General features: G+C 69.9%; 17 protein-coding genes. 8 read left to right on the top strand and 9 right to left on the bottom strand.

Features of this window, described 5'->3' with window-relative positions:
- Positions 1 to 14: 14 nt before the first annotated feature.
- Positions 15 to 401, top strand: a complete 387-nt coding sequence (locus EIL87_RS24410; protein WP_233576555.1) for a hypothetical protein — start codon at positions 15 to 17, stop codon at positions 399 to 401.
- Between the two features lie 324 nt (positions 402 to 725).
- Here the strand turns inward: EIL87_RS24410 and EIL87_RS24405 are convergent, their stop codons facing one another.
- The 4 genes from EIL87_RS24405 to EIL87_RS24390 form a co-directional block, all read right to left on the bottom strand.
- Positions 726 to 917, bottom strand: coding sequence for a hypothetical protein (locus tag EIL87_RS24405; RefSeq protein WP_125092924.1), 192 nt, complete (start codon positions 915 to 917; stop codon positions 726 to 728).
- A gap of 130 nt (positions 918 to 1,047) precedes the next feature.
- Positions 1,048 to 1,623, bottom strand: a complete 576-nt coding sequence (locus EIL87_RS24400; protein ID WP_125092923.1) for a dihydrofolate reductase family protein — start codon at positions 1,621 to 1,623, stop codon at positions 1,048 to 1,050.
- 68 nt (positions 1,624 to 1,691) lie between these two features.
- Positions 1,692 to 2,906 carry an NAD(P)/FAD-dependent oxidoreductase gene (locus EIL87_RS24395; RefSeq protein WP_267898877.1) on the bottom strand — a complete coding sequence of 405 codons (1,215 nt, stop codon included), beginning with the start codon at positions 2,904 to 2,906 and terminating at the stop codon, positions 1,692 to 1,694.
- 182 nt (positions 2,907 to 3,088) lie between these two features.
- Complete coding sequence (locus tag EIL87_RS24390) at positions 3,089 to 4,582, bottom strand: S8 family peptidase (RefSeq protein ID WP_233576554.1); 1,494 nt, start codon at positions 4,580 to 4,582, stop codon at positions 3,089 to 3,091.
- 175 nt (positions 4,583 to 4,757) lie between these two features.
- Between EIL87_RS24390 and EIL87_RS24385 the strand changes: the two genes are divergently transcribed.
- The 4 genes from EIL87_RS24385 (at position 4,758) to yhjD (ending at position 10,041) form a co-directional block, all read left to right on the top strand.
- Entirely contained in the window at positions 4,758 to 7,343 is a 2,586-nt protein-coding gene (locus EIL87_RS24385) for a bifunctional FO biosynthesis protein CofGH (protein WP_125092921.1), read from the top strand.
- 282 nt (positions 7,344 to 7,625) lie between these two features.
- Positions 7,626 to 7,847 (top strand): hypothetical protein, encoded by a 222-nt coding sequence (locus EIL87_RS24380; protein ID WP_233576553.1) that lies wholly within the window; start codon positions 7,626 to 7,628, stop codon positions 7,845 to 7,847.
- A 43-nt stretch (positions 7,848 to 7,890) separates the two neighbouring features.
- Positions 7,891 to 8,934 (top strand): tryptophan--tRNA ligase, encoded by a 1,044-nt coding sequence (trpS, locus tag EIL87_RS24375; RefSeq protein ID WP_125092920.1) that lies wholly within the window; start codon positions 7,891 to 7,893, stop codon positions 8,932 to 8,934.
- Positions 8,935 to 8,997: 63 nt separating this feature from the next.
- Positions 8,998 to 10,041 (top strand): inner membrane protein YhjD, encoded by a 1,044-nt coding sequence (yhjD, locus tag EIL87_RS24370; protein WP_125092919.1) that lies wholly within the window; start codon positions 8,998 to 9,000, stop codon positions 10,039 to 10,041.
- Positions 10,042 to 10,271: 230 nt separating this feature from the next.
- Here yhjD and EIL87_RS24365 read toward each other — a convergent pair whose 3' ends face one another.
- Positions 10,272 to 11,345: a D-alanyl-D-alanine carboxypeptidase family protein gene (locus EIL87_RS24365; protein WP_233576552.1), complete on the bottom strand. Its 1,074-nt coding sequence runs from the start codon at positions 11,343 to 11,345 to the stop codon at positions 10,272 to 10,274.
- A 303-nt stretch (positions 11,346 to 11,648) separates the two neighbouring features.
- On the opposite strand from EIL87_RS24365, the gene EIL87_RS24360 reads away from it, so the two are divergent.
- Positions 11,649 to 11,876: an SCO4848 family membrane protein gene (locus tag EIL87_RS24360; RefSeq protein WP_125092917.1), complete on the top strand. Its 228-nt coding sequence runs from the start codon at positions 11,649 to 11,651 to the stop codon at positions 11,874 to 11,876.
- Positions 11,877 to 12,256: 380 nt separating this feature from the next.
- Here EIL87_RS24360 and EIL87_RS24355 read toward each other — a convergent pair whose 3' ends face one another.
- The 4 genes from EIL87_RS24355 to sdhC all read right to left on the bottom strand — a co-directional run bounded on the left by EIL87_RS24355 (position 12,257) and on the right by sdhC (position 15,763).
- Positions 12,257 to 13,042 carry a succinate dehydrogenase iron-sulfur subunit gene (locus EIL87_RS24355; protein WP_125092916.1) on the bottom strand — a complete coding sequence of 262 codons (786 nt, stop codon included), beginning with the start codon at positions 13,040 to 13,042 and terminating at the stop codon, positions 12,257 to 12,259.
- Entirely contained in the window at positions 13,042 to 14,832 is a 1,791-nt protein-coding gene (gene sdhA / locus EIL87_RS24350) for a succinate dehydrogenase flavoprotein subunit (RefSeq protein WP_125092915.1), read from the bottom strand. Before sdhA ends, EIL87_RS24355 begins: the two co-directional genes overlap by 1 nt.
- Positions 14,833 to 14,902: 70 nt before the next feature.
- Positions 14,903 to 15,322, bottom strand: coding sequence for a succinate dehydrogenase hydrophobic membrane anchor subunit (locus EIL87_RS24345; RefSeq protein WP_125092914.1), 420 nt, complete (start codon positions 15,320 to 15,322; stop codon positions 14,903 to 14,905).
- Between the two features lie 6 nt (positions 15,323 to 15,328).
- On the bottom strand, positions 15,329 to 15,763 hold the full coding sequence (gene sdhC / locus EIL87_RS24340; protein ID WP_125092913.1) for a succinate dehydrogenase, cytochrome b556 subunit: 435 nt from the start codon (positions 15,761 to 15,763) through the stop codon (positions 15,329 to 15,331).
- Between the two features lie 432 nt (positions 15,764 to 16,195).
- Between sdhC and EIL87_RS24335 the strand changes: the two genes are divergently transcribed.
- Positions 16,196 to 17,368 carry a BMP family lipoprotein gene (locus EIL87_RS24335; protein WP_158628690.1) on the top strand — a complete coding sequence of 391 codons (1,173 nt, stop codon included), beginning with the start codon at positions 16,196 to 16,198 and terminating at the stop codon, positions 17,366 to 17,368.
- Between the two features lie 181 nt (positions 17,369 to 17,549).
- Positions 17,550 to 19,082: an ABC transporter ATP-binding protein gene (locus tag EIL87_RS24330; RefSeq protein WP_125092912.1), complete on the top strand. Its 1,533-nt coding sequence runs from the start codon at positions 17,550 to 17,552 to the stop codon at positions 19,080 to 19,082.
- Positions 19,083 to 19,123: the final 41 nt, after the last annotated feature.

Below are 19,123 nucleotides of genomic sequence, written 5' to 3'. Positions count from 1 at the left end.
CGAGGACTGGTCGCATGGTGAAGCCTGGTGAAGGACCGATCCTCTTCGGCAACACCATGCGGATCTTCGACGGGCACCTCGAGGAGTTCACCGAGGCGGTGCGCCGGGCGGTGGAGTTCGTCGAGGAGCACGGCCCGCAGCTCATGGTGGACGTGTTCATCGACGAGGAGCGGATGCTGGCCTACAGCTACCAGCTCTACCGCGACTCGGACGCCGTCCGCGAGCACTGGCGGCTGTCGGACCCCTACATCCGCGGCGTCGTGGAGCACTGCGAGGTCGAGCGCTTCGACGTCCACGGCCACCTCGACGACGGCATCCGCGAAGGCCTGCGCCCCATGGCCGAAGCCGGAACGCCGCTCACGATCATCGGGAGAGCGGTCGGCTTCGCCCGCTTCGCCTAGCCCCGCCACACCACCTCGCTCGGCGGTGCCGCAACGATCTGAGCGGCTCCGCCGCGCACCTCTCATCCAGACCGCTGGGCGTGCTCGCCTCGAAGCCGCTCAAGGCCAGGGGTGTTGCTGTTGGAGTCCCCCTTCGGAATTCGCGCGGAACTCGCCGGCGAACTTCAGGGGTCGAAAATCGCGCGAAATTCGAATCAGCGCGCGGTCCGACGTGGGATCCGGGCGTCGAACCGCGCGCGAGATCCGAAGAAGCTTGTTCAGCGCGGGATCGGAGCCGGTGCACGCTTGAGTGCCACTCAGGTACCGGTGGTGGACTCGTGCAGATCACGCCGACAGGAGGCGGCAGCGTTCTTCCCGCTCCGCGTCGTCGTGAAGCATGTTCCGCGCGCGCACGATGTGGTCCGCTGCTGCGATCTCGGACTCGTAGGACGCGACGACCTCCGCGTAGCCGAGCTGACGAGTTGACCAATCGACCACCTGGGACCAGGAGTAGAGGGCCCACCCGTCGCCGGACATGGCAGGTGGAGAACCACCGGGCCGCGCTGCGCCGTGGCGAGCAGGCGGACGCTCTCGTAGCTCCGGTCAGCCGCGCGGCCACGGTCCGCAGCGACACCACGGCACCGGGACGGTGGTTGAACTCAGGCCGTCACCCTCGGCGGTAGTGGAGGTGGACCACTCCGCTCTTGAAGGGCGTGGCTTCGACCAGGTCGAACTGCGCCGGGGAGAAATCGCCGTCGAACGCGGCGGTTCCGGATCCCACGACCACCGGGTGCAGCTTGACGATGATCTCGTCGATCTCGGGTCGCAGGGCGGCTGCGATCGTGCCGCCGCCGCACAGCCAGATGCCCTGGCCGGGTTCGCGCTTGAGCTCGCGCACCCGCTCGACGGGGTCGCCGGCGGCGAATTCGACCGTGGGATCCGGGCTTTCGGCGATGCTGCGGGAGAACACGATGCTCCGCAGGTGCTGGTAGGCGTTGGTGAACCCGTCCTGCACCCCGATGTCCCAGCTGCCGCGCCCTTGCAGGACCGTGTCGAAGTGCCGGTTCGGTGTTCCGTCGAGGCCGAACATCGGCCGGACGTGCGACGGCAGCAGCTCCGGGTATTCGGCGCGCAGGAACTCCCCGTGGTCTCCCTCGAGGAGGAAGAAGTCCGGGTTCCCGCCCTCCGGGCCCGCGATGCGGCCGTCGATCGTCGAGGCGATCACGTAGGTCAGGGTGCGCATGTGGTTCCTCCCCAGTTCCGCGTTGACCCTAGCCGGATTCCGCGCTGAGGAGGAGCGGATCTCCGCGACTACCGGGCGATGTGCTCGTTGAGCGGAACGCTGGGGTCCGCCAGGGCCTGGCGGTCGACGGTGGCGCCCGAGGTGATGAGGGTGGTGATCTGCTCGGTGACGTCCCAGATGTTGACGTTCATGCCCGCCAGGACCCGGCCTTCGGAGAGCCAGAACGCGATGAACTCGCGCGCCTCGACGTCACCGCGGAACAGCACCTCGTCGTACTCGCCCGGGTCGACGTGGCCCAGGTACTCCATGCCCAGGTCGTACTGGTCGGTGAAGAAGTACGGCAGCTCGGAGTAGGTGCGGTCGCCGCCGAGCATCGAGGACGCGGCCACCGCGGGCTGGTTGAGCGCGTTGGCCCAGTGCTCGACGCGGATCTGCTTGCCCAGCAACGGGTGGAACGCGTTGGCCACGTCGCCTGCCGCGACGATGTTCGGATCACCCGTGCGCAGCGTCGTGTCCACCAGGATGCCGTTGCCGACGCGCAGCTTCGCGTCGGCGGCCAGCTCCACGGCCGGATCGACACCGACCGCGACCAGCACCGCCTGCGTCTCGATCTCCAGGCCATCGGTCAGCCGAACGCCCGTGACCTGGCCTGACGGGGCGAGGATCTGGTCGAGGGCGGTGGTGAAGCGGAACGACACGCCGCGGTCGCGGTGCAGGGCGGCGAAGACCTCCGCGACCTCGCGGCCGAGAACCCGCAGCAGCGGCAGTTCGGCGGTCTCCACCACGGTCACCTCGACACCCGCCTGGCGGGCGGCGGCGGCGACCTCCAAGCCGATCCACCCCGCGCCGACCACCACCAGGTGCTCGACCTCGGTCAGTGTCCGCTTGATGCGGTCGGAGTCCTCGACCCGGCGCAGGTGCAGGACGCCCTCGGCGTCGTGACCCGGGATCGGCAGGGAGCGCGGGTGGGCACCGGTGGCGAGCATCAGCTTGTCGAAGTCCACGCGGGTGCCGTCGGCGAGTTCGACCTGGCGCAGGGAGCGGTCGATGCGCTGGGCGGTGGTGTTCAGCCGCAGGTCGACGCGGTGGTCGGCGTACCAGGTCTCCGGGTGCACGTAGGCCTCAGCGAACTCGGCGCCGCCCATCAGGTAGTCCTTGGACAGCGGGGGCCGCTCGTAGGGGCGGTGCGACTCCTCGCCCAGCAGCGTGATCCGCCCGTCGAACCCCTGGTCGCGCAGCGCCTCGGCACCCTTCGCGCCGGCCATGCCGGCGCCGACGATCACGAAACTCTCCGAATCTCCCACTCCCGAAGCGTCCTGCCACCAGGGGAAGCGGGCAACCGGAGCGAGCGCGGGCACGTCCGCCCCCACGGCTGCCGGTCCACCGTGAACTGCCCCCACCTCCGGGGAGGGAGGAGCGCTCCTCCCTCCCGTCGGGCGGGGGCAGTGTCAGCCGGTCGTGCGGGTCACTTCGTGACCGCGTCGAGGGCGTCGATCAGGCCGGCGCCGTAGAAACCGGCCCCGGTGGGGCCTCCGGCGCAGAACGCGTCGACGACGCCGTCACCGTCGCCGTCGTAGTCCTCCGGGCAGGGCAGCCGGTCGGAGTTCTGGGCCAGGGAGCCGATGACCTGCTGCGCCGTCCAGTCCGGGTGGGTGCTGCGCACCAGGGCGACGACGCCCGCGACGTGCGGACCCGCCATGGACGTCCCCTGCATCCAGCCCCAGCCGCCACCGGGCACGCTGGAGAGGACCCGGCCGTTGGCCGACGGCGTCTCCGGGACCTGCCGCGCGTCGCCGCCCGGGGCGGTCACCGAGATCGAGCCGAGGCCGTAGTTGGAGTAGTAGGACTTCACCGCGTTCACGCCCACCGCGGACACCGCCACCACGCCCGGGAGTTCGCCCGGCAGGACGCGGCAGTTCGGCCCGGTCTGGCGGTCCTGCGTGGGGCCGCCGTTGTTCGGGCTGTTGGTGTCGTGGATCGGCTTCGAGAGGTCCCAGTTGCTGTTGCCCGCGGAGACCACGTTGACCACGTCGTGGCCCTCGGCGTAGGCGACCGCGCGGCGAACCGCCTCGGCGGCGGCCTTCTGGTCCGGGTCGCTGTCGCACCACAGGTACCAGGGGTCGACGAAGTAGGAGTTGTTGGTCGCGTCGAGGCCGTGCTCAGCGGCCCAGATGAACCCGCAGATCGCGTACTCGGGGTAGATGAACCCGTCGTCGTCGATCACCCGCACCGAGGCGAGCGAGACGTCCGGGGCCACCCCGGCGACGCCGACGCCGTTGCGCGCGGCGGCGATCGTGCCCGAGACGTGCGTGCCGTGGGCCTGCGTCGAGTCCTGCGGCTTCCAGGCCTCCGGGTCCTGGTTGGGCACACCCTCCTCCACGCAGCTCACCGACTTCGAGACGTCCAGGTTCGGAGCCAGGTCGGGGTGGGTGGGGTCGATGCCGAAGTCCAGCACGCCGACGGTGACGTCCTTGCTGCCCTGCGAGATCGCGCTGGCCTGGTCGGCCTTGATCTGCGGCAGGTCCCACTGGTCGGCCTCCAACGGCTCCTGGCCGTCGGCGGCGGAGGCGCTCACACCGCCCGCGGTGCCTTCGAGGGTCTCCAGCGTCGTCGATTCGGCCGGCGGCAGTTGCTCGGCGAGGTTGCGGCTGGCTCCTGCCTGTTCGACGCCCGGTTGCTGCCGGACGGCCGCGGCGAAGGCCGGGTCGGCCGAGGTGGCCACGACGACACCGATCTGCGGCCAGCTCTGCACGACGGTGCCGCCGACGGCGCGCACCGACTCCTCGGTCTGCGCCAGGCCGTCACCGACCGGGCCGACGACCACGAAGTGCGCCGGAACGGCCGAGGCGGCGGGCGCTTGTGGCGCGGAGCCGAGGAGTCCGGCGGGGAGCAGCAGGGCCAGGGCGAGGGCCGGTCCTGCGATCCGCAGCGAACGACCTCTCCTACTTCTGCGTGACAACTTGTCCCTCCCGTGGAGACGAAGAATGGATCACCCAGTGATATTCGTCCGGATTTTGCGCCTGATCTGGGGATAGTTGATAGGGCTCAACGGAGTAATTCGATCGCCGAGGGTGAGGGACTCGGCACGCAGGTGAAGGCTGGGCAACCACTGCGAGCGGACTTAGAGTCGTCGGGTGTCGGTTGCAGATTTGAACATCACCCCGCCGGAACGGACCCCGAGCTCATCGGCGATGCGGCGTGCGCTGCGCCGCGCCACCGACGGCGTCACGCTCGACGCCACCGAAGCCGCGGTCCTGCTGCACGCGCGCGGCGATAACCTCGACCAGCTCCTCGCGGCGGCGGGCAAGGCGCGGAACGCGCACCTGATCGCCGAGGGGCACCCGGACGTCGTCACCTACAGCCGCAACGTCTTCATCCCGCTGACCAGGCTGTGCCGGGACCGCTGCCACTACTGCACCTTCGCCACCGTCCCGCACAAGGTGGAGTCGGCGTTCCTGGAACGCGACGAGGTCCTGGAGATCGCCCGGCAGGGAGCCGCCGCGGGCTGCAAGGAAGCCCTGTTCACGCTGGGGGACCGGCCGGAAGAGCGCTGGCCCGCCGCCCGCGAGTGGCTCGAAGCGCGCGGCTACTCCTCCACAGTGGACTACGTCAGGTCCTGCGCGATCGCGGTGCTGGAGGAGACCGGTCTGCTGCCGCACCTCAACCCCGGAGTGCTCTCCTGGTCGGAGCTGACCAGGCTCAAGCCCGTGGCGGCGAGCATGGGGATGATGCTGGAGACCACGTCGGAACGGTTGTGGAGCGAGAAGGGCGGTCCGCACTACGGCAGCCCCGACAAGGAACCCGCTGTCCGCAAGCGCGTGCTCACCGACGCCGGTCGCGTCGCGGTGCCCTTCACCAGCGGGATCCTCATCGGCATCGGGGAAACCCGCACCGAGCGCGCCGAGTCCTTGCTGGAGCTGCGGCAGTCCGCGCGCCAGTACGGCCACATCCAGGAGATCATCGTCCAGAACTTCCGGGCGAAGCCGGACACCGCGATGCGGGGCATGCCCGACGCCGACCTGGAGGACCTGGCCGCCACCATCGCCGTGGCCCGCTTGCTGATGCCGTCGGGGGTGAGCGTGCAGGCGCCGCCGAACCTGGTCGGCGAGGAGCACCTGCTGATGCTGCGCGCCGGCATCGACGACTGGGGTGGCGTCTCGCCGGTGACCCCCGACCACGTCAACCCGGAACGGCCTTGGCCGCAGATCACCGAGCTCGACGAGCTCACCGAGCAGGCCGGGTACCGGCTGCGGGAACGGCTCACCGCCTACCCGCGGTACGTGCGCAAGGGCTTGGCCGGGGACAGCACGCAGTGGCTGGACCTGAGGGTCGCCGCCCACGTCGACGCGCTCTCGGACGCCGACGGGTTCGCCGATCCCGACGCCGAGGTCGTGGGCCGCGAGTGGCAGGAGCCCGACGGTGGCTTCGAGTCGATCGGGCGCACCGACCTGCACCGCAGCATCGACACCGACGGCCGGACCGAGGACCGCCGCACCGACTTCGACACCGTCTACGGCGACTGGGAGGAGCTGCGCGGTCAGGTCCCGTCGGCGGCGGCTCCGCAACGGCTGGACGGCGAGGTGAAGGAGGGCCTGCGGCTTGCCGACTCCGACCCGGCGGCCCTGCTGGAGGAGCAGCACCACCAGATCGCGATGGCGTTGATGACCTGCGACGGGCCGGCCTTGGACGAGCTGGCCGGGATCGCCGACCGGTTGCGGCGCGAGGTCGTCGGCGACGACATCACCTACGTGGTCAACCGCAACATCAACTTCTCCAACATCTGCTACGTCGGCTGCCGGTTCTGCGCCTTCGCGCAGCGCGAGCGCGACGCCGACGCCTACCGGCTCTCACCGGAGGAGGTCGCCGACCGCGCCGACGAGGCGTGGCGGGCCGGGGCGACCGAGGTGTGCGTGCAGGGCGGCATCGACCCGCGGCTGCCGGTGTCGGGTTACGCCGACCTGGTGCGAGCGGTGCGGGAGCGGGTGCCGGAGATGCACGTCCACGCGTTCAGCCCGATGGAGATCGTCAGCGCCTCGGCGAAGGCGGGCGTGTCGGTGGAGGACTGGCTGGCCGAGCTCAAGGACGCCGGTCTGGGCAGCATCCCGGGCACCGCGGCGGAGATCCTCGACGACGAGGTCCGCTGGGTGCTGACCAAGGGCAAGCTGCCCGCCGCCGAGTGGATCGACGTGGTGAGCACGGCGCACCGGCTCGGCATCCCGTCCTCGTCGACGATGATGTACGGCCACGTGGACCACCCAGAGCACTGGCTGGGGCACTTCCGCACGTTGGCAGGGGTGCAGGACCGGGCCCGCGAGCACGGCCGGGCGGGGTTCACCGAGTTCGTGCCGCTGCCGTTCGTGCACCGCAACGCCCCGATCTACCTGGCGGGTCTCGCGCGGCCGGGGCCGACGCGGCGGGACAACCGCGCGGTGCACGCGATGGCGCGGATCCTGCTGCACGGCCGGATCGACAACGTGCAGACCTCGTGGGTCAAGCTCGGTGACGCCGGAACCACCGAGGTGCTCAACGGCGGCGCCAACGACGTCGGCGGGACGTTGATGGAGGAGACCATCAGCCGGATGGCCGGGTCGGAGCACGGTTCCGAGCGCAGCGTCGAGGAGTTGCACGAGCTCGCCGCTCGCGCGGGGCGCACCGCACGCCAGCGCACCACCACCTACGGGCGCGTGGGCCAGGTGCAGCTGGGCATCAGCGCTGTGTGAGCCTCGATGCTCCATTTGAGTGTGATTCAGGTCTCCAGGTGACGGCAGGTGGGGCCGACCCCCGGTCGGTCCCACCACTCACCTGCAACGTCGATGATCCACAACCCGCCTGAGAGCCCGCGAACCCGGAAAATATGATCACCCTGTCGTGGTTAGTTCACGCAAGGCAACCACGGTCGACACAGGCGGTCGGTACCGTCCGCCACCGGTCCACACGAGTAGATGACCCGAACGGGTCAACTTCCGCAGGGAGGCACGCTCTTGCGTAGCCGAATATCTCGCGTGATCAGGCGAGCTCTCGCACCTGTCGCCGTTGCCGCAGCGCTCCTGCCGACGAGCACCGGGCTCGCCGAAGCCCAGTCCAAGACTGTCGTCGTGGCCGCACCGTCGATGGACTCCCTCGGCCCGGTCGGCCTCAGCGCCGTCACGCTCGGCGTCGCCGGCATGGTGGTCGGCGTCTTCCGCAAGAAGAAGATCCAGCCGGAGAACCAGCGCAAGGGGTGAACCCGGTCCCGTGCGCGAGGCGGCGCTTGCGAGAATCGACTCCGTGAGCAGCGACAGCCCCGCAACCCAGACCAGCGAACAGTCCGAGGGCCGGCCCCGCGTCCTGTCCGGCATCCAGCCGACGGCCGACTCCTTCCACCTCGGCAACTACCTCGGCGCCCTGCGGGAATGGGTCACCATGCAGGACACCTACGAGTGCTTCTACAGCGTCGTGGACCTGCACGCCATCACCGTCGAGCAGGACCCCGAGCTGCTCCGGCAGCGGACTCGCCTGTCGGCCGCGCAGCTGCTCGCCCTGGGCATCGACCCCGACCGCTCCGCCCTGTTCGTGCAGAGCCACGTGCCCGAGCACGCGCAGCTCTCCTGGGTGCTGGAGTGCATGACCGGGTTCGGCGAGGCCGGCCGGATGACCCAGTTCAAGGACAAGTCCGCCCGCCAGGAAGCCGACCACGTCAGCGTCGGCCTGTTCACCTACCCGGTCCTGCAGGCCGCGGACATCCTGATCTACCAGGCGGACGCGGTGCCGGTCGGCGAGGACCAGCGCCAGCACCTGGAGCTCACCCGCAACCTCGCGCAGCGCTTCAACTCGCGCTTCGGCAAGACCTTCACCGTCCCGGCGGCGCACATCCCGAAGGACACCTCGAAGATCTTCGACCTGCAGGACCCGACGTCGAAGATGAGCAAGTCGGTGCCCAGCGGCGTCATCGAGCTGATGGAGGACCCGAAGCGCTCGGCGAAGAAGATCCGCTCGGCGGTGACCGACACCGAGCGCGAGATCCGCTACGACGTCGAGAACAAGCCCGGCATCTCCAACCTGCTCGCGATCTACTCCGCGCTGACCGGGCAGCGCATCGCCGAGCTCGAAACCGCCTACGAGGGCCGCGGCTACGGCGACCTGAAGAAGGAGCTTGGCGAAGTCGTCGTCGAGTTCGTGACTCCGCTGCAGGAGAAGGTCAACGGTTACCTCAGCGACCCGGCCGAGCTGGACAAGGTCCTGCACCGGGGAGCGGAGAAGGCCCGCGAGGTCAGCACCCAGACGCTGCGGACCGTCTTCGAACGGGTGGGATTCGTTTCTCCGCTGCGCTGATCTGATCAACTGCGGGTAGCCTGCCACCGTTCGGGGGAATGCCGTTCGGTGGGAGGCGCACCCATGACGGACCAGGAGGAGCAGCCGGGCCGGCTGGCCCGGTTGCGGCAGCAGCACGAGTGGCTCGACCGGCTGCTCCGCGCGGTCAGCCGCTACCAGCAGCAGTACGGCGACTACTACGCCGCGGCGATCACCTACTTCAGCGTGCTCGCCCTCGTGCCGCTGCTGATGATCGGTTTCGCCGTCGCCGGTCTGGTGCTGCGCGGCAACCCCGAGCTGCTGGCCAGCCTCCGCGGGTCGATCACCTCGGCGGTGCCCAACCCGGCCATGAGCGACATGCTCAACCGGGTCGTCGACCAAGCCATCAAGCAGGCGGGCGCGGTCGGCATCATCGGTCTGCTCACCGCCCTCTACTCCGGGCTCGGCTGGATGACGAACCTGCGCGAGGCGCTGACCGCCCAGTGGACCCAGGAGCCCGAACCCCAGCCGACGCTCAAGCGGATGGGGTCCGACCTGCTGTCGCTGTTCGGGCTGGGACTGGCGATGGCGCTGTCGTTCGGCATCAGCGCGCTCGGCGGCGGGCTCGGACGGCTGCTGCTGGAGGCAGCTGGCTTCGGAGGCAGCGCCTTCGCGGGCGTGGTGCTGCGGGTGCTGACGATCCTGCTGTCGCTGCTGGCAGGGTGGCTGGTGTTCATGTGGGTGCTCGCGCGGCTGCCGCGCAAACCGGTGACGCTGCGCAGCGCCGTCTGGGGCGCGCTGTTCGGCGCGATCGGCTTCGAGGTCCTCAAGCAGGTCGGGGTGATCTACCTGGCCACCGTCACGAACTCGCCCGCCGGCGCCGCGTTCGGCCCGATCCTCGGTCTGCTGGTCTTCGCGAACCTGGTGTCGCGCTTCCTGCTGTTCGTGACGGCCTGGACGGCCTCCGCCCGCGAGAACCAGGAGACCGGTGAGGCCCCTGCCCCGGCCCCGGCGATCATCCGGCCCACCGTCCAGGTCCACCGAGGGGTCGGTCCCCGCGCCACGGCGGGCTTGCTCGGCCTCGGCGTCGCTGCCGGCTGGCTCCTCCCCCGCGCTCTCCGCAAGTCCCACCGGTCGAAGACCCCCTGATCGCGGCGAGGGCGGGCAGTCCGAAAGCGCCTGGGGCAGCCGCGGGTTCCGCCGCACCGGGCCGTCGGTTCCCGCTTCAGCGCTGTGCTCGTTCGAGTGAGTGTTACCACCAGTTGGAAGTGGTCCCCCTTCCGGGAGCGCGCCGGACGCGACAGCGCAGGTGCGGGGGCTGCCTGCTCGGGCCACCCGGGTGGGTGGCAGTCCTCGTGGAACCGCCACCCACGCGAGGGTCAGGGGTGTTCGGCGCTCTCGGCCGAGGCGCGGCGACGCGCTTGGGCGAGCTGGGCTCGGCGGCGGCGCAGGAGCACCGCTGCGGCGACTGCGACGAGGGCGGTCGCGAGCAGCACCAGCGGGCCGGTCAGGGTGCCGAAGAACGACGACTCGGGTGCCCTGGCGGCCGCGGGAGGCGGCACGTCGGCCCGGGCCGCGGGGGCCGCTTCGGGCGCGCGCGGTGAGGTCGTCACCAGCTCACCCACCGCGGTGCCCGCAGGCAGCGAGAAACCGTAGTCGAGCAGGGCCATGGTCTGGTGCGAGAGCCGCACGGGGGTGTTCTCGCCGCGCGTCATCACCGCCACCAGGCGGCGCCCGTCACGCTGCGCGGAGCCGATGAAGGTGTGCCGCGCGTCGTCGGTGAACCCGGTCTTGCCGCCGAGCCCGCCCGGGTAGTTGCGCAGCACCTGGTTGTCGCTCCACAGCTCGTACGGAGGCTGGCCGGGTGCACCGGGCAGCACCATCATCGGCGTGGCGATCGCGTTGGCGAACGCGGGTTCGCGCATGGCCACCCGGAAGATGGTGGCGAGGTCGTAGGCGGACGTGCTCATCCCGGCACCGTCCAGACCGGACGGTGTCGCGGCCCGGGTGTCCAGCGCGCCGATCTCGGCGGCCACTGCGTTCATCTTCTGCAGCGTTGCCGGGACGCCGCCCATCTTCACGGCCAGCGCGTGCGCGGCGTCGTTGCCGGAGCCCATCAGCATGGCCTGGAAGACCTGCCCGACGGTGTAGGTCAGGCCGGGCTGCAGGCCGATCCGGGTGCCTTCCTGGTTGGCGTCCTCCTGGGTGGCCACCAGGGTGTCGTCGAGGTCGAGCTCGCGCAGCGCGGTCAGGGCGGTGAGCACCTTGATGGTGGAGGCCGGGCGCTGCCGACCGTGCGGGTCCTTGGCGGCCAGCACCTGACCGGTGTCGAGGTCGGCCAGCACCCAGCTCGCGGCGGAGTCGGCGACGTTCGGCGGCGGACCGGGGTGGTTGGGCGCGGTCAGCACCGAGCACTCGGCCATCCGATCACCGCCGACCGGTGTCTCCGGCACCGGCACCGGGGTCGGAGCGGGTTGGCCGGGTGGGGGCACCTCGGAGGTGTCCACCGGCGGCGGTGGCGCCGCGGCGTGGGGGCAGGCGGGCCCCTGCGCTGCGGCGGGAGCGGCGGTCAGCAGTGGGAGAGCGACGAGGAACGCGGCGAGGACCGCCCAAAACGGCCTTTTCGCACGGGGTTTCGTCGTTCGGTGAAGACGCGGAGGCACACGTGAGAGGTTAACGGGTCCTGTCCATGAACGTCCGTCGCACAACCGACCCGGGACCCCGGGTGAGCCCCGTAACAGCGGATACTCGGGTTCGTGACGATTTCTCGCCGAGTTGCGCTGTTCCTGCTGGCCTTCGGGGTTTGGTCCTACCTGCTGTGGCCGGCGTTCATGCGCAACACCTGGAACAGCGACCGCTCCTGGGCGCAGGGCAGCCCCACGGCGTACCTGGTCGTCCACCTGGTCATCGCCGTGGTCTCACTCGTCCTGGGCACCATCATCGGCGTCCTCGGGTGGAAGGCCTACCGAGGAACCCGCTCCTGAACCAGCCACCCCGGACTTCGCGCGGTTCGACCCCCACGGGCCACCCCCGGAACTTCGCGCGAACTTCGAAACTCCCCCCGCACTCGGCCGTGTACCACCAGGTCAGGCGGGATGTCGCGGCGCGCCGCTCAGAGTTCTCGCGAAGTTCGAGGGCTGAGTTCGAGGGGCTCGAATCTCGCGCGAACTTCGACTGGTCCCCCGCGCTCGGGCGTGTATCCCCAGGTCAGTGGGGTTGCGGTGGTGGTGGGGGTTCGAACCTCTCGCGGGACTCGACCTCGAAGTTCTGGGGTCGAACTTCGCGCGAAGTGTCGAGGGGGACCCCCTGGACGTGAAACGGCGCCCACCCCTGTGGGGGATGGGCGCCGTCTCCTGCGTCCGGGTCAGCGGCGGCGGAACATCAGCGCTCGCTTGACCTCCTGGATCGCCTTGGTGACCTGGATGCCACGCGGGCAGGCGTCCGTGCAGTTGAAGGTCGTGCGGCAGCGCCACACGCCGTCGACGTCGTTGAGGATGTCCAAGCGCTCCTCAGCGGCCTCGTCACGGCTGTCGAAGATGAACCGGTGCGCGTTGACGATCGCGGCCGGGCCGAAGTAGTTGCCGTCCGACCAGTACACCGGGCACGACGTGGTGCACGCCGCGCACAGGATGCACTTGGTGGTGTCGTCGAAGCGCTCCCGCTCGGCGACCGACTGGATCCGCTCCCGGGTCGGCTCGTTGCCGGTGGTCTGCAAGTACGGCTTGACCGCCTTGTAGGCCTCGAAGAACGGCTCCATGTCGACGACCAGGTCCTTCTCCAGCGGGAGGCCCTTGATCGGCTCGATGGTCAGCGTGGTCTCGCCGTCCTTGTTGAGCATGTCCTTCATCAGGACCTTGCAGGCGAGCCGGTTGACGCCGTTGATCCGCATCGCGTCCGAGCCGCACACGCCGTGCGCGCAGGACCGGCGGAACGTGAGCGTCCCGTCGACGTACCACTTGATGTAGTGCAGCAGGTTGAGCACCCGGTCCGACGGCAGCGCCGGGATCCGGTACGACTCCCAGTGCGGCTCCTCGTCCTGCTCCGGGTTGTAGCGGAGCAGCTTGACGGTGACCATCACCGCGTCGTCCGGGATCGGCGGGGCGTCGTCCGGGATCTGCGTGGCGTTGGGTTCTGTGGTGGCGGCAGTCATCAGTACTTACGCTCCATCGGCTGGTACCGGGTGACGGTGACCGGCTTGTAGTCCAGGCGGATGTCGGCCTGGAACCCGGTCAACCCGAGCGGCGCGTTCGGGTCTTCGGACTCGGGCAGCACCTTGTACTGCATGCTGTGCCGCATGAAGTTGGTGTCGTCCCGGGAGGTGTAGTCCTCACGAGCGTGGCCGCCGCGGGACTCCTTGCGGGCCAGCGCCGCGTTGACCAGGGCCTCGGCCAGGTCGAGCAGGAAGCCCAGCTCGACGGCCTCCAACAGGTCGGAGTTGTACCGCTTGCCCTTGTCGTGCACGGCGATCCGGCCGTAGCGCCCCTTGAGCGCCTGCACGTCCGACAGAGCCGTCTTCAGCGTCTCCTCGGTGCGGTACACCGAGGCGTTGGCGTCCATCGTCTGCTGCAGCTCGGTGCGGATGGTCGCGACCCGCTCGCCACCGGTGTTGGTGCGCAGGTGGTTGACCATGCCCTCGACCATCTTGGCCGGGTCCTCGGGCATCTCCACGTGGTCGGTGCCGTGCGCGTACTCGGCGGCGGCGATGCCGGAGCGGCGGCCGAACACGTTGATGTCCAGCAGCGAGTTGGTGCCCAGGCGGTTGGAGCCGTGCACCGAGACGCAGGCGCACTCACCGGCGGCGTAGAGGCCGCGGACGACGTTCTCGTTGTCCCGCAGCACCTCGCCCTGCACGTTGGTGGGGATGCCGCCCATGGCGTAGTGCGCGGTCGGGTAGACCGGCACCGGCTCCTCGGTCGGCTCGACACCCAGGTAGGTGCGGGAGAACTCCATGATGTCCGGGAGCTTGGACATCAGCAGATCTTCACCCAGGTGGGTGACGTCGAGGAGCACGTAGTCCTTGTTCGGGCCCGCACCGCGGCCTTCGAGCACCTCCAGGGCCATCGACCGGGCGACGATGTCGCGCGGCGCGAGGTCCTTGATGGTCGGTGCGTAGCGCTCCATGAAGCGCTCACCGCTGGCGTTGCGGAGGATCCCGCCCTCACCCCGGACGCCCTCGGTGATGAGGATGCCCAGGCCGGCCAGGCCGGTCGGGTGGAACTGGTAGAACTCCATGTCCTCCAGCGGCAGGCCCTTGCGGTAGATGATGCCCATGCCATCACCGGTGAGGGTGTGCGCGTTGGAGGTCGTCTTGAAGACCTTGCCGAAGCCGCCGGTGGCGAACACCACGGACTTGGCGTGGAAGACGTGGAGCTCGCCGGTGGCCAGCTCGTAGGCGATGGCGCCGGTGCAGACCTGCTCGCCGTCCGCCCCCTCGCTCATCATCACGTCGAGGACGTAGAACTCGTTGAAGAACTCCACGCCGTGCTTGACGCAGTTCTGGTACAGCGTCTGCAGGATCATGTGGCCGGTGCGGTCCGCGGCGTAGCAAGCCCGGCGGACCGGGGCCTTGCCGTGGTCGCGGGTGTGGCCACCGAAGCGGCGCTGGTCGATCTTGCCCTCGGGGGTCCGGTTGAACGGCAGCCCCATCTTCTCCAGGTCCAGGACCGCGTCGATGGCCTCCTTGGCCATGATCTCCGCGGCGTCCTGGTCGACCAGGTAGTCACCACCCTTGATCGTGTCGAAGGTGTGCCACTCCCAGTTGTCCTCTTCGACGTTGGCCAGGGCCGCGCACATCCCGCCCTGCGCGGCACCGGTGTGCGAGCGGGTGGGGTAGAGCTTGGTCAGCACGGCGGTCCTGGCGCGCTGGCCGGACTCGATGGCCGCGCGCATCCCGGCGCCACCGGCGCCGACGATGACCACGTCGTACTTGTGGAATTGCATGGTCGCCTCCTCGGGCTGTGGCGGGACCCGCGATCGGCGTCGGCCTCGCCACGCTGTGGTCTCTGCGGCGCTAGCCGATGTTCGGGTCGAAGGTGAAGATCACGAAGCTGCCCAGACCCACGGTCAGCAGGACGGAGACGTACAGCAGCATCTTCAGCCAGAAGCGTGTGCCGTCTTTGCGGGAGTAGTCGTTGATGACGGTACGAAGCCCGTTGCCGCCGTGCAGACCGGCCAGCCAGAGCATCGTGAGGTCCCAGAACTGCCAGAACGGGGAGGCCCAGCGACCCGCCACGAAGGCGAAGTTGATCCTTTGGACACCGCCGTCCAGGAACAGCATGATCAACAGATGGCCCAGCACCAGGAACAGCAGCAGCACGCCCGACAGCCGCATGAACAACCAGGCGTAGAGCTCGAAGTTGTTGCGGCGCGCGGCGGGCCGGCGCGGGGAGCGCGGCTTGTCCACGGAGATGGGTGCGTCGGTGACGGACATTGGCGCTTAACCCCCGAAGATTTCCGTGACGGCGCGGGTGAGCATGCTGATCGCGGCCGGGACCATCAGGACCAGCCAGAGCACGATCACGGACCAGAACATCGGCTTCTGGTACTTCGTGCCCTCGGACCAGAAGTCGACCAGCATGACGCGGATGCCGTTGAACGCGTGGAAGAGCACAGCGGCCAGCAACCCGAGTTCGAACAGGATCATCACTGGGTGCTTGTAGGTCTCGATGACCGTGTCGTACGCGTTGGGCGACACCCGGACCAGGGCGGTGTCCAGGACGTGCACGAACAAGAAGAAGAAGGTGAGTACGCCCGTGATCCGGTGGGCGACCCACGACCACATGCCCAGATCGCCGCGGTAGAGACGGCCCTTGGCGCGCACGGTCTCGGCGCGCGTCGGTGCGTCGACCGCGGAGGCGGTGGTGCTGGCCATGGTGGAAGGCCTCCAACCTCGCTGGTGGACTGACGGCCCCGCGTTCGGGAACAGGGGCGGCCGGCCCCGAGTTGCAGTTGGTCCCAATCGACGTTGGGTGCACGCCCGTCACCGGCCACGAACTGGGGCCTTGACGAAATGGATGCTAGACCCGACCAATCGCCCCGGCCTACTCGCCCGAGCCGTCTGTGATCGACCAGACAAGCAGCGCGTGCGGGTTAATCGAGCAAGAAATCATTTCGTGACACGCGAGCAAGGACCAAGCGGCAGCGTCAAGCCTTAATTTCGAGAGTCACGTCACCGGCTGACGTGCACCGTGCACGGAACGCACAGGTCCACCCGGAAGTGGATCTTGTGTTCCGCGCCGCGACCCCGCGACCCGGGGGCGCGGCCGGGGGGAGGCGCGGTGGTCTCGGACGAAAGGGGAACGGCATGCGGCGAACGCCGACTCAGGGACGGCGCTCGGGTGCCGGAACGCGACGCAGGGGTGTCGCGACGGTCGCGTTGCTGCTCACCGGCGCGATGGCGCTGGCGGGCTGCGCGAAGGACGCCGGCGGGGGCGGGACCAGCGCGGGAGGGGGCAGCGGACCGTGCAAGCTCAACCCGCCGCCCGCGGCGGCCCCGGCACCCACCAGCTCGACGACCCAGCAGCTGCCGCCGCCGGACGCCAGCGCGATGCGGGTCGGTGTGGCCTTCGACATCGGCGGGCGCGGCGACGCCTCGTTCAACGACGCCTCGGTGGCCGGCCTGGACCGGGCCAAGGCCGAGATGGGGCTGCGGGAGACCAAGGAGCTCGACGCCGGCGCCGGTGAGCCCGAGGACGCCAAGCAGACCCGGCTGCGCCAGCTCGCCCGGGAGGGCTTCACCCCGGTCATCGCGGTCGGCTACGCCTACGCGGACGCGCTCAAGATCGTCGCCCCGGAGTTCCCGGGCACGAAGTTCGCCATCATCGACGAGCAGATCGACGGCATGCCGAACGTGACCTCGCTGGTCTTCGCCGAGGAACAGGGTTCCTTCCTGGCCGGCGTGGTGGCCGCCCACAAGTCGAAGAACTGCCACGTCGGGTTCGTCGGCGGCGTGCAGACGCCGCTGATCCAGAAGTTCCAGGCCGGGTTCGAGGCGGGTGCCAAGGCCGCCGCGCCGGACATCACGATCGAGCAGAAGTACCTGACCCCGGCCGGTGACTTCAGCGGCTTCCAGGACCCGAACAAGGGATCCGAGGTCGCCACCGGCCAGCTGGAGGCGGGGGCCGACGTGGTCTACCACGCTGCGGGTGCCTCCGGTAAGGGCGTGTTCGGCGCGGTCAAGGGAGCGGGCGCGCAGGCCATCGGCGTCGACTCCGACCAGTACCACCAGCCGACCGTGGCCGAGTACAAGGACGTCATCATCAGCTCGATGCTCAAGCGCATCGACCTGGCGGTCTACGACTACATCGCCGGGGTCGCGCGCAACGACCTGAGCACGGTGCCGGAGAAGTTCGACGTCTCCATCGACGGGGTCACCTACTCGACCTCGGGCGGCAAGATCGACGACCTCAAGCCGACGCTCGACGCCTACAAGGCGGCGATCGCCGCCGGCCAGATCCAGGTCCCGGAGAAGCCGTGATCCTGCGGCTGCCGTCCTGAGACGGAGGGCGCCTCGCTACCCACCGCGGGTGCGCGCGAGGCGCCCTCCGCCGCTCCCGGTTGGCGTTTTCGCGCCAAAGGAGGGCGGTCCGACGGTGAAACCGTCCATTGTTGAGCGTCCAACCGCATCCGCTGCCGGTGGAGACGAGCCCTGGAGCACCATGAACACCTCTGCCGAACCGGAACCCGGCGGTCCCCCTGCCGTCGAGCTGACCGGCATCACCAAGACCTTCCCCGGCGTCGTGGCCAACTCCGACGTCAACCTGACCGTCCGCGCGGGCGAGGTGCACGCGCTGTGCGGGGAGAACGGCGCGGGCAAGTCCACCCTGATGAAGATCCTCTACGGGATGCAGGCGCCGGACTCGGGCACCGTCCGGGTCCGCGGCGAGGAGGTCGCCTTCCGCACTCCGGCCGAGGCCATCGCCGCCGGGATCGGCATGGTCCACCAGCACTTCATGCTGGCCGACAACCTGACCGTGCTGGAGAACATCGTGCTCGGCGCGGAGAGCTCGCACGGCATCGGGGCCAGGGCCCGTCGCCGCGTGCTCGAGCTGGCCGAGCGCGCCGGGTTCGACGTGCGGCTGGACGTGCTGGTCGAGCGGCTGGGCGTCGCCGACCGGCAGCGGGTGGAGATCCTCAAGGTGCTCTACCGGGGCGCGCGGATCATCATCCTCGACGAACCGACCGCGGTGCTGGTGCCGCAGGAGGTCGAGGAGCTGTTCACCACCCTGCGCACCATGCGGGAGCAGGGCTTCACGTTCCTGTTCATCTCGCACAAGCTCGACGAGGTGCGCAGCATCGCCGACACCGTCACCGTGCTGCGGCGCGGCACCACCGTCGGGACCGTCGCGGCGTCCGAGGTGACCAGCCGCGAGCTCGCCGAGATGATGGTGGGCACCGCGCTGCCGGTGCCCGAGACCGGCCCCTCCGCGGTGACCGACCGGGTCGTGCTCTCGGTCACCGAGCTCTCGGCGGTGGAGGCCGGTCGGCCGGTGCTCGAGGACGTCGACCTGTCCGTGCGCTCGGGCGAGGTCGTGGGCATCGCCGGCGTCGAGGGCAACGGCCAGACCGAGCTGGTCGAGGCCGTCATGGGCATGCGCCCGATCGCCTCCGGCCGGATCGCGCTGGGCGAGCGGGACATCACCGCGCTCGGCACGTTCGCCCGCCGGGAAGCCGGCATCGGCTACGTGCCCGAGGACCGGCACCGGCAGGGTCTGCTGCTCGACGAGTCGCTGTGGCAGAACCGGATCCTCGGCCACCAGACGCGCCGCCCGGTCGCCCGCGGCCGTTGGCTGGACCGGCAGGGCGCCAAGGACGACACCCGGCGCATCGTCGAGCAGTTCGACGTGCGCACCCCGGGCATCGACGTCGACGCCGCCGCGCTCTCCGGCGGGAACCAGCAGAAGCTCATCGTCGGCCGGGAGCTCGCCGGCGACCCGCAGCTGCTCATCGCCGCCCACCCGACCCGGGGCGTGGACGTGGGCGCGCAGGTCGGCATCTGGGAGCACCTGCGCAGCGCCCGGGCCGAAGGTCTCGCGGTGCTGCTGATCTCGGCCGACCTCGACGAGCTCATCGGCCTGTCCGACACCATCCGGGTCATGTTCCGCGGCCGCCTCGTCGCCACGGCCGACCCGCGCACCGTCACGCCCGAACAGCTCGGAGCCGCGATGACCGGAACGCAGGAGGCGGTGTGAGGCACGTCCTTCTCCCACCGCGCCGGCGCGACCGGCGTGCG

The organism is Saccharopolyspora rhizosphaerae, from assembly GCF_003931915.1.
Lineage (GTDB): Bacteria > Actinomycetota > Actinomycetes > Mycobacteriales > Pseudonocardiaceae > Saccharopolyspora > Saccharopolyspora rhizosphaerae.
Note: the sequence above shows the minus strand (reverse complement) of the source record. Positions and strands in the feature narration are given on the sequence as shown.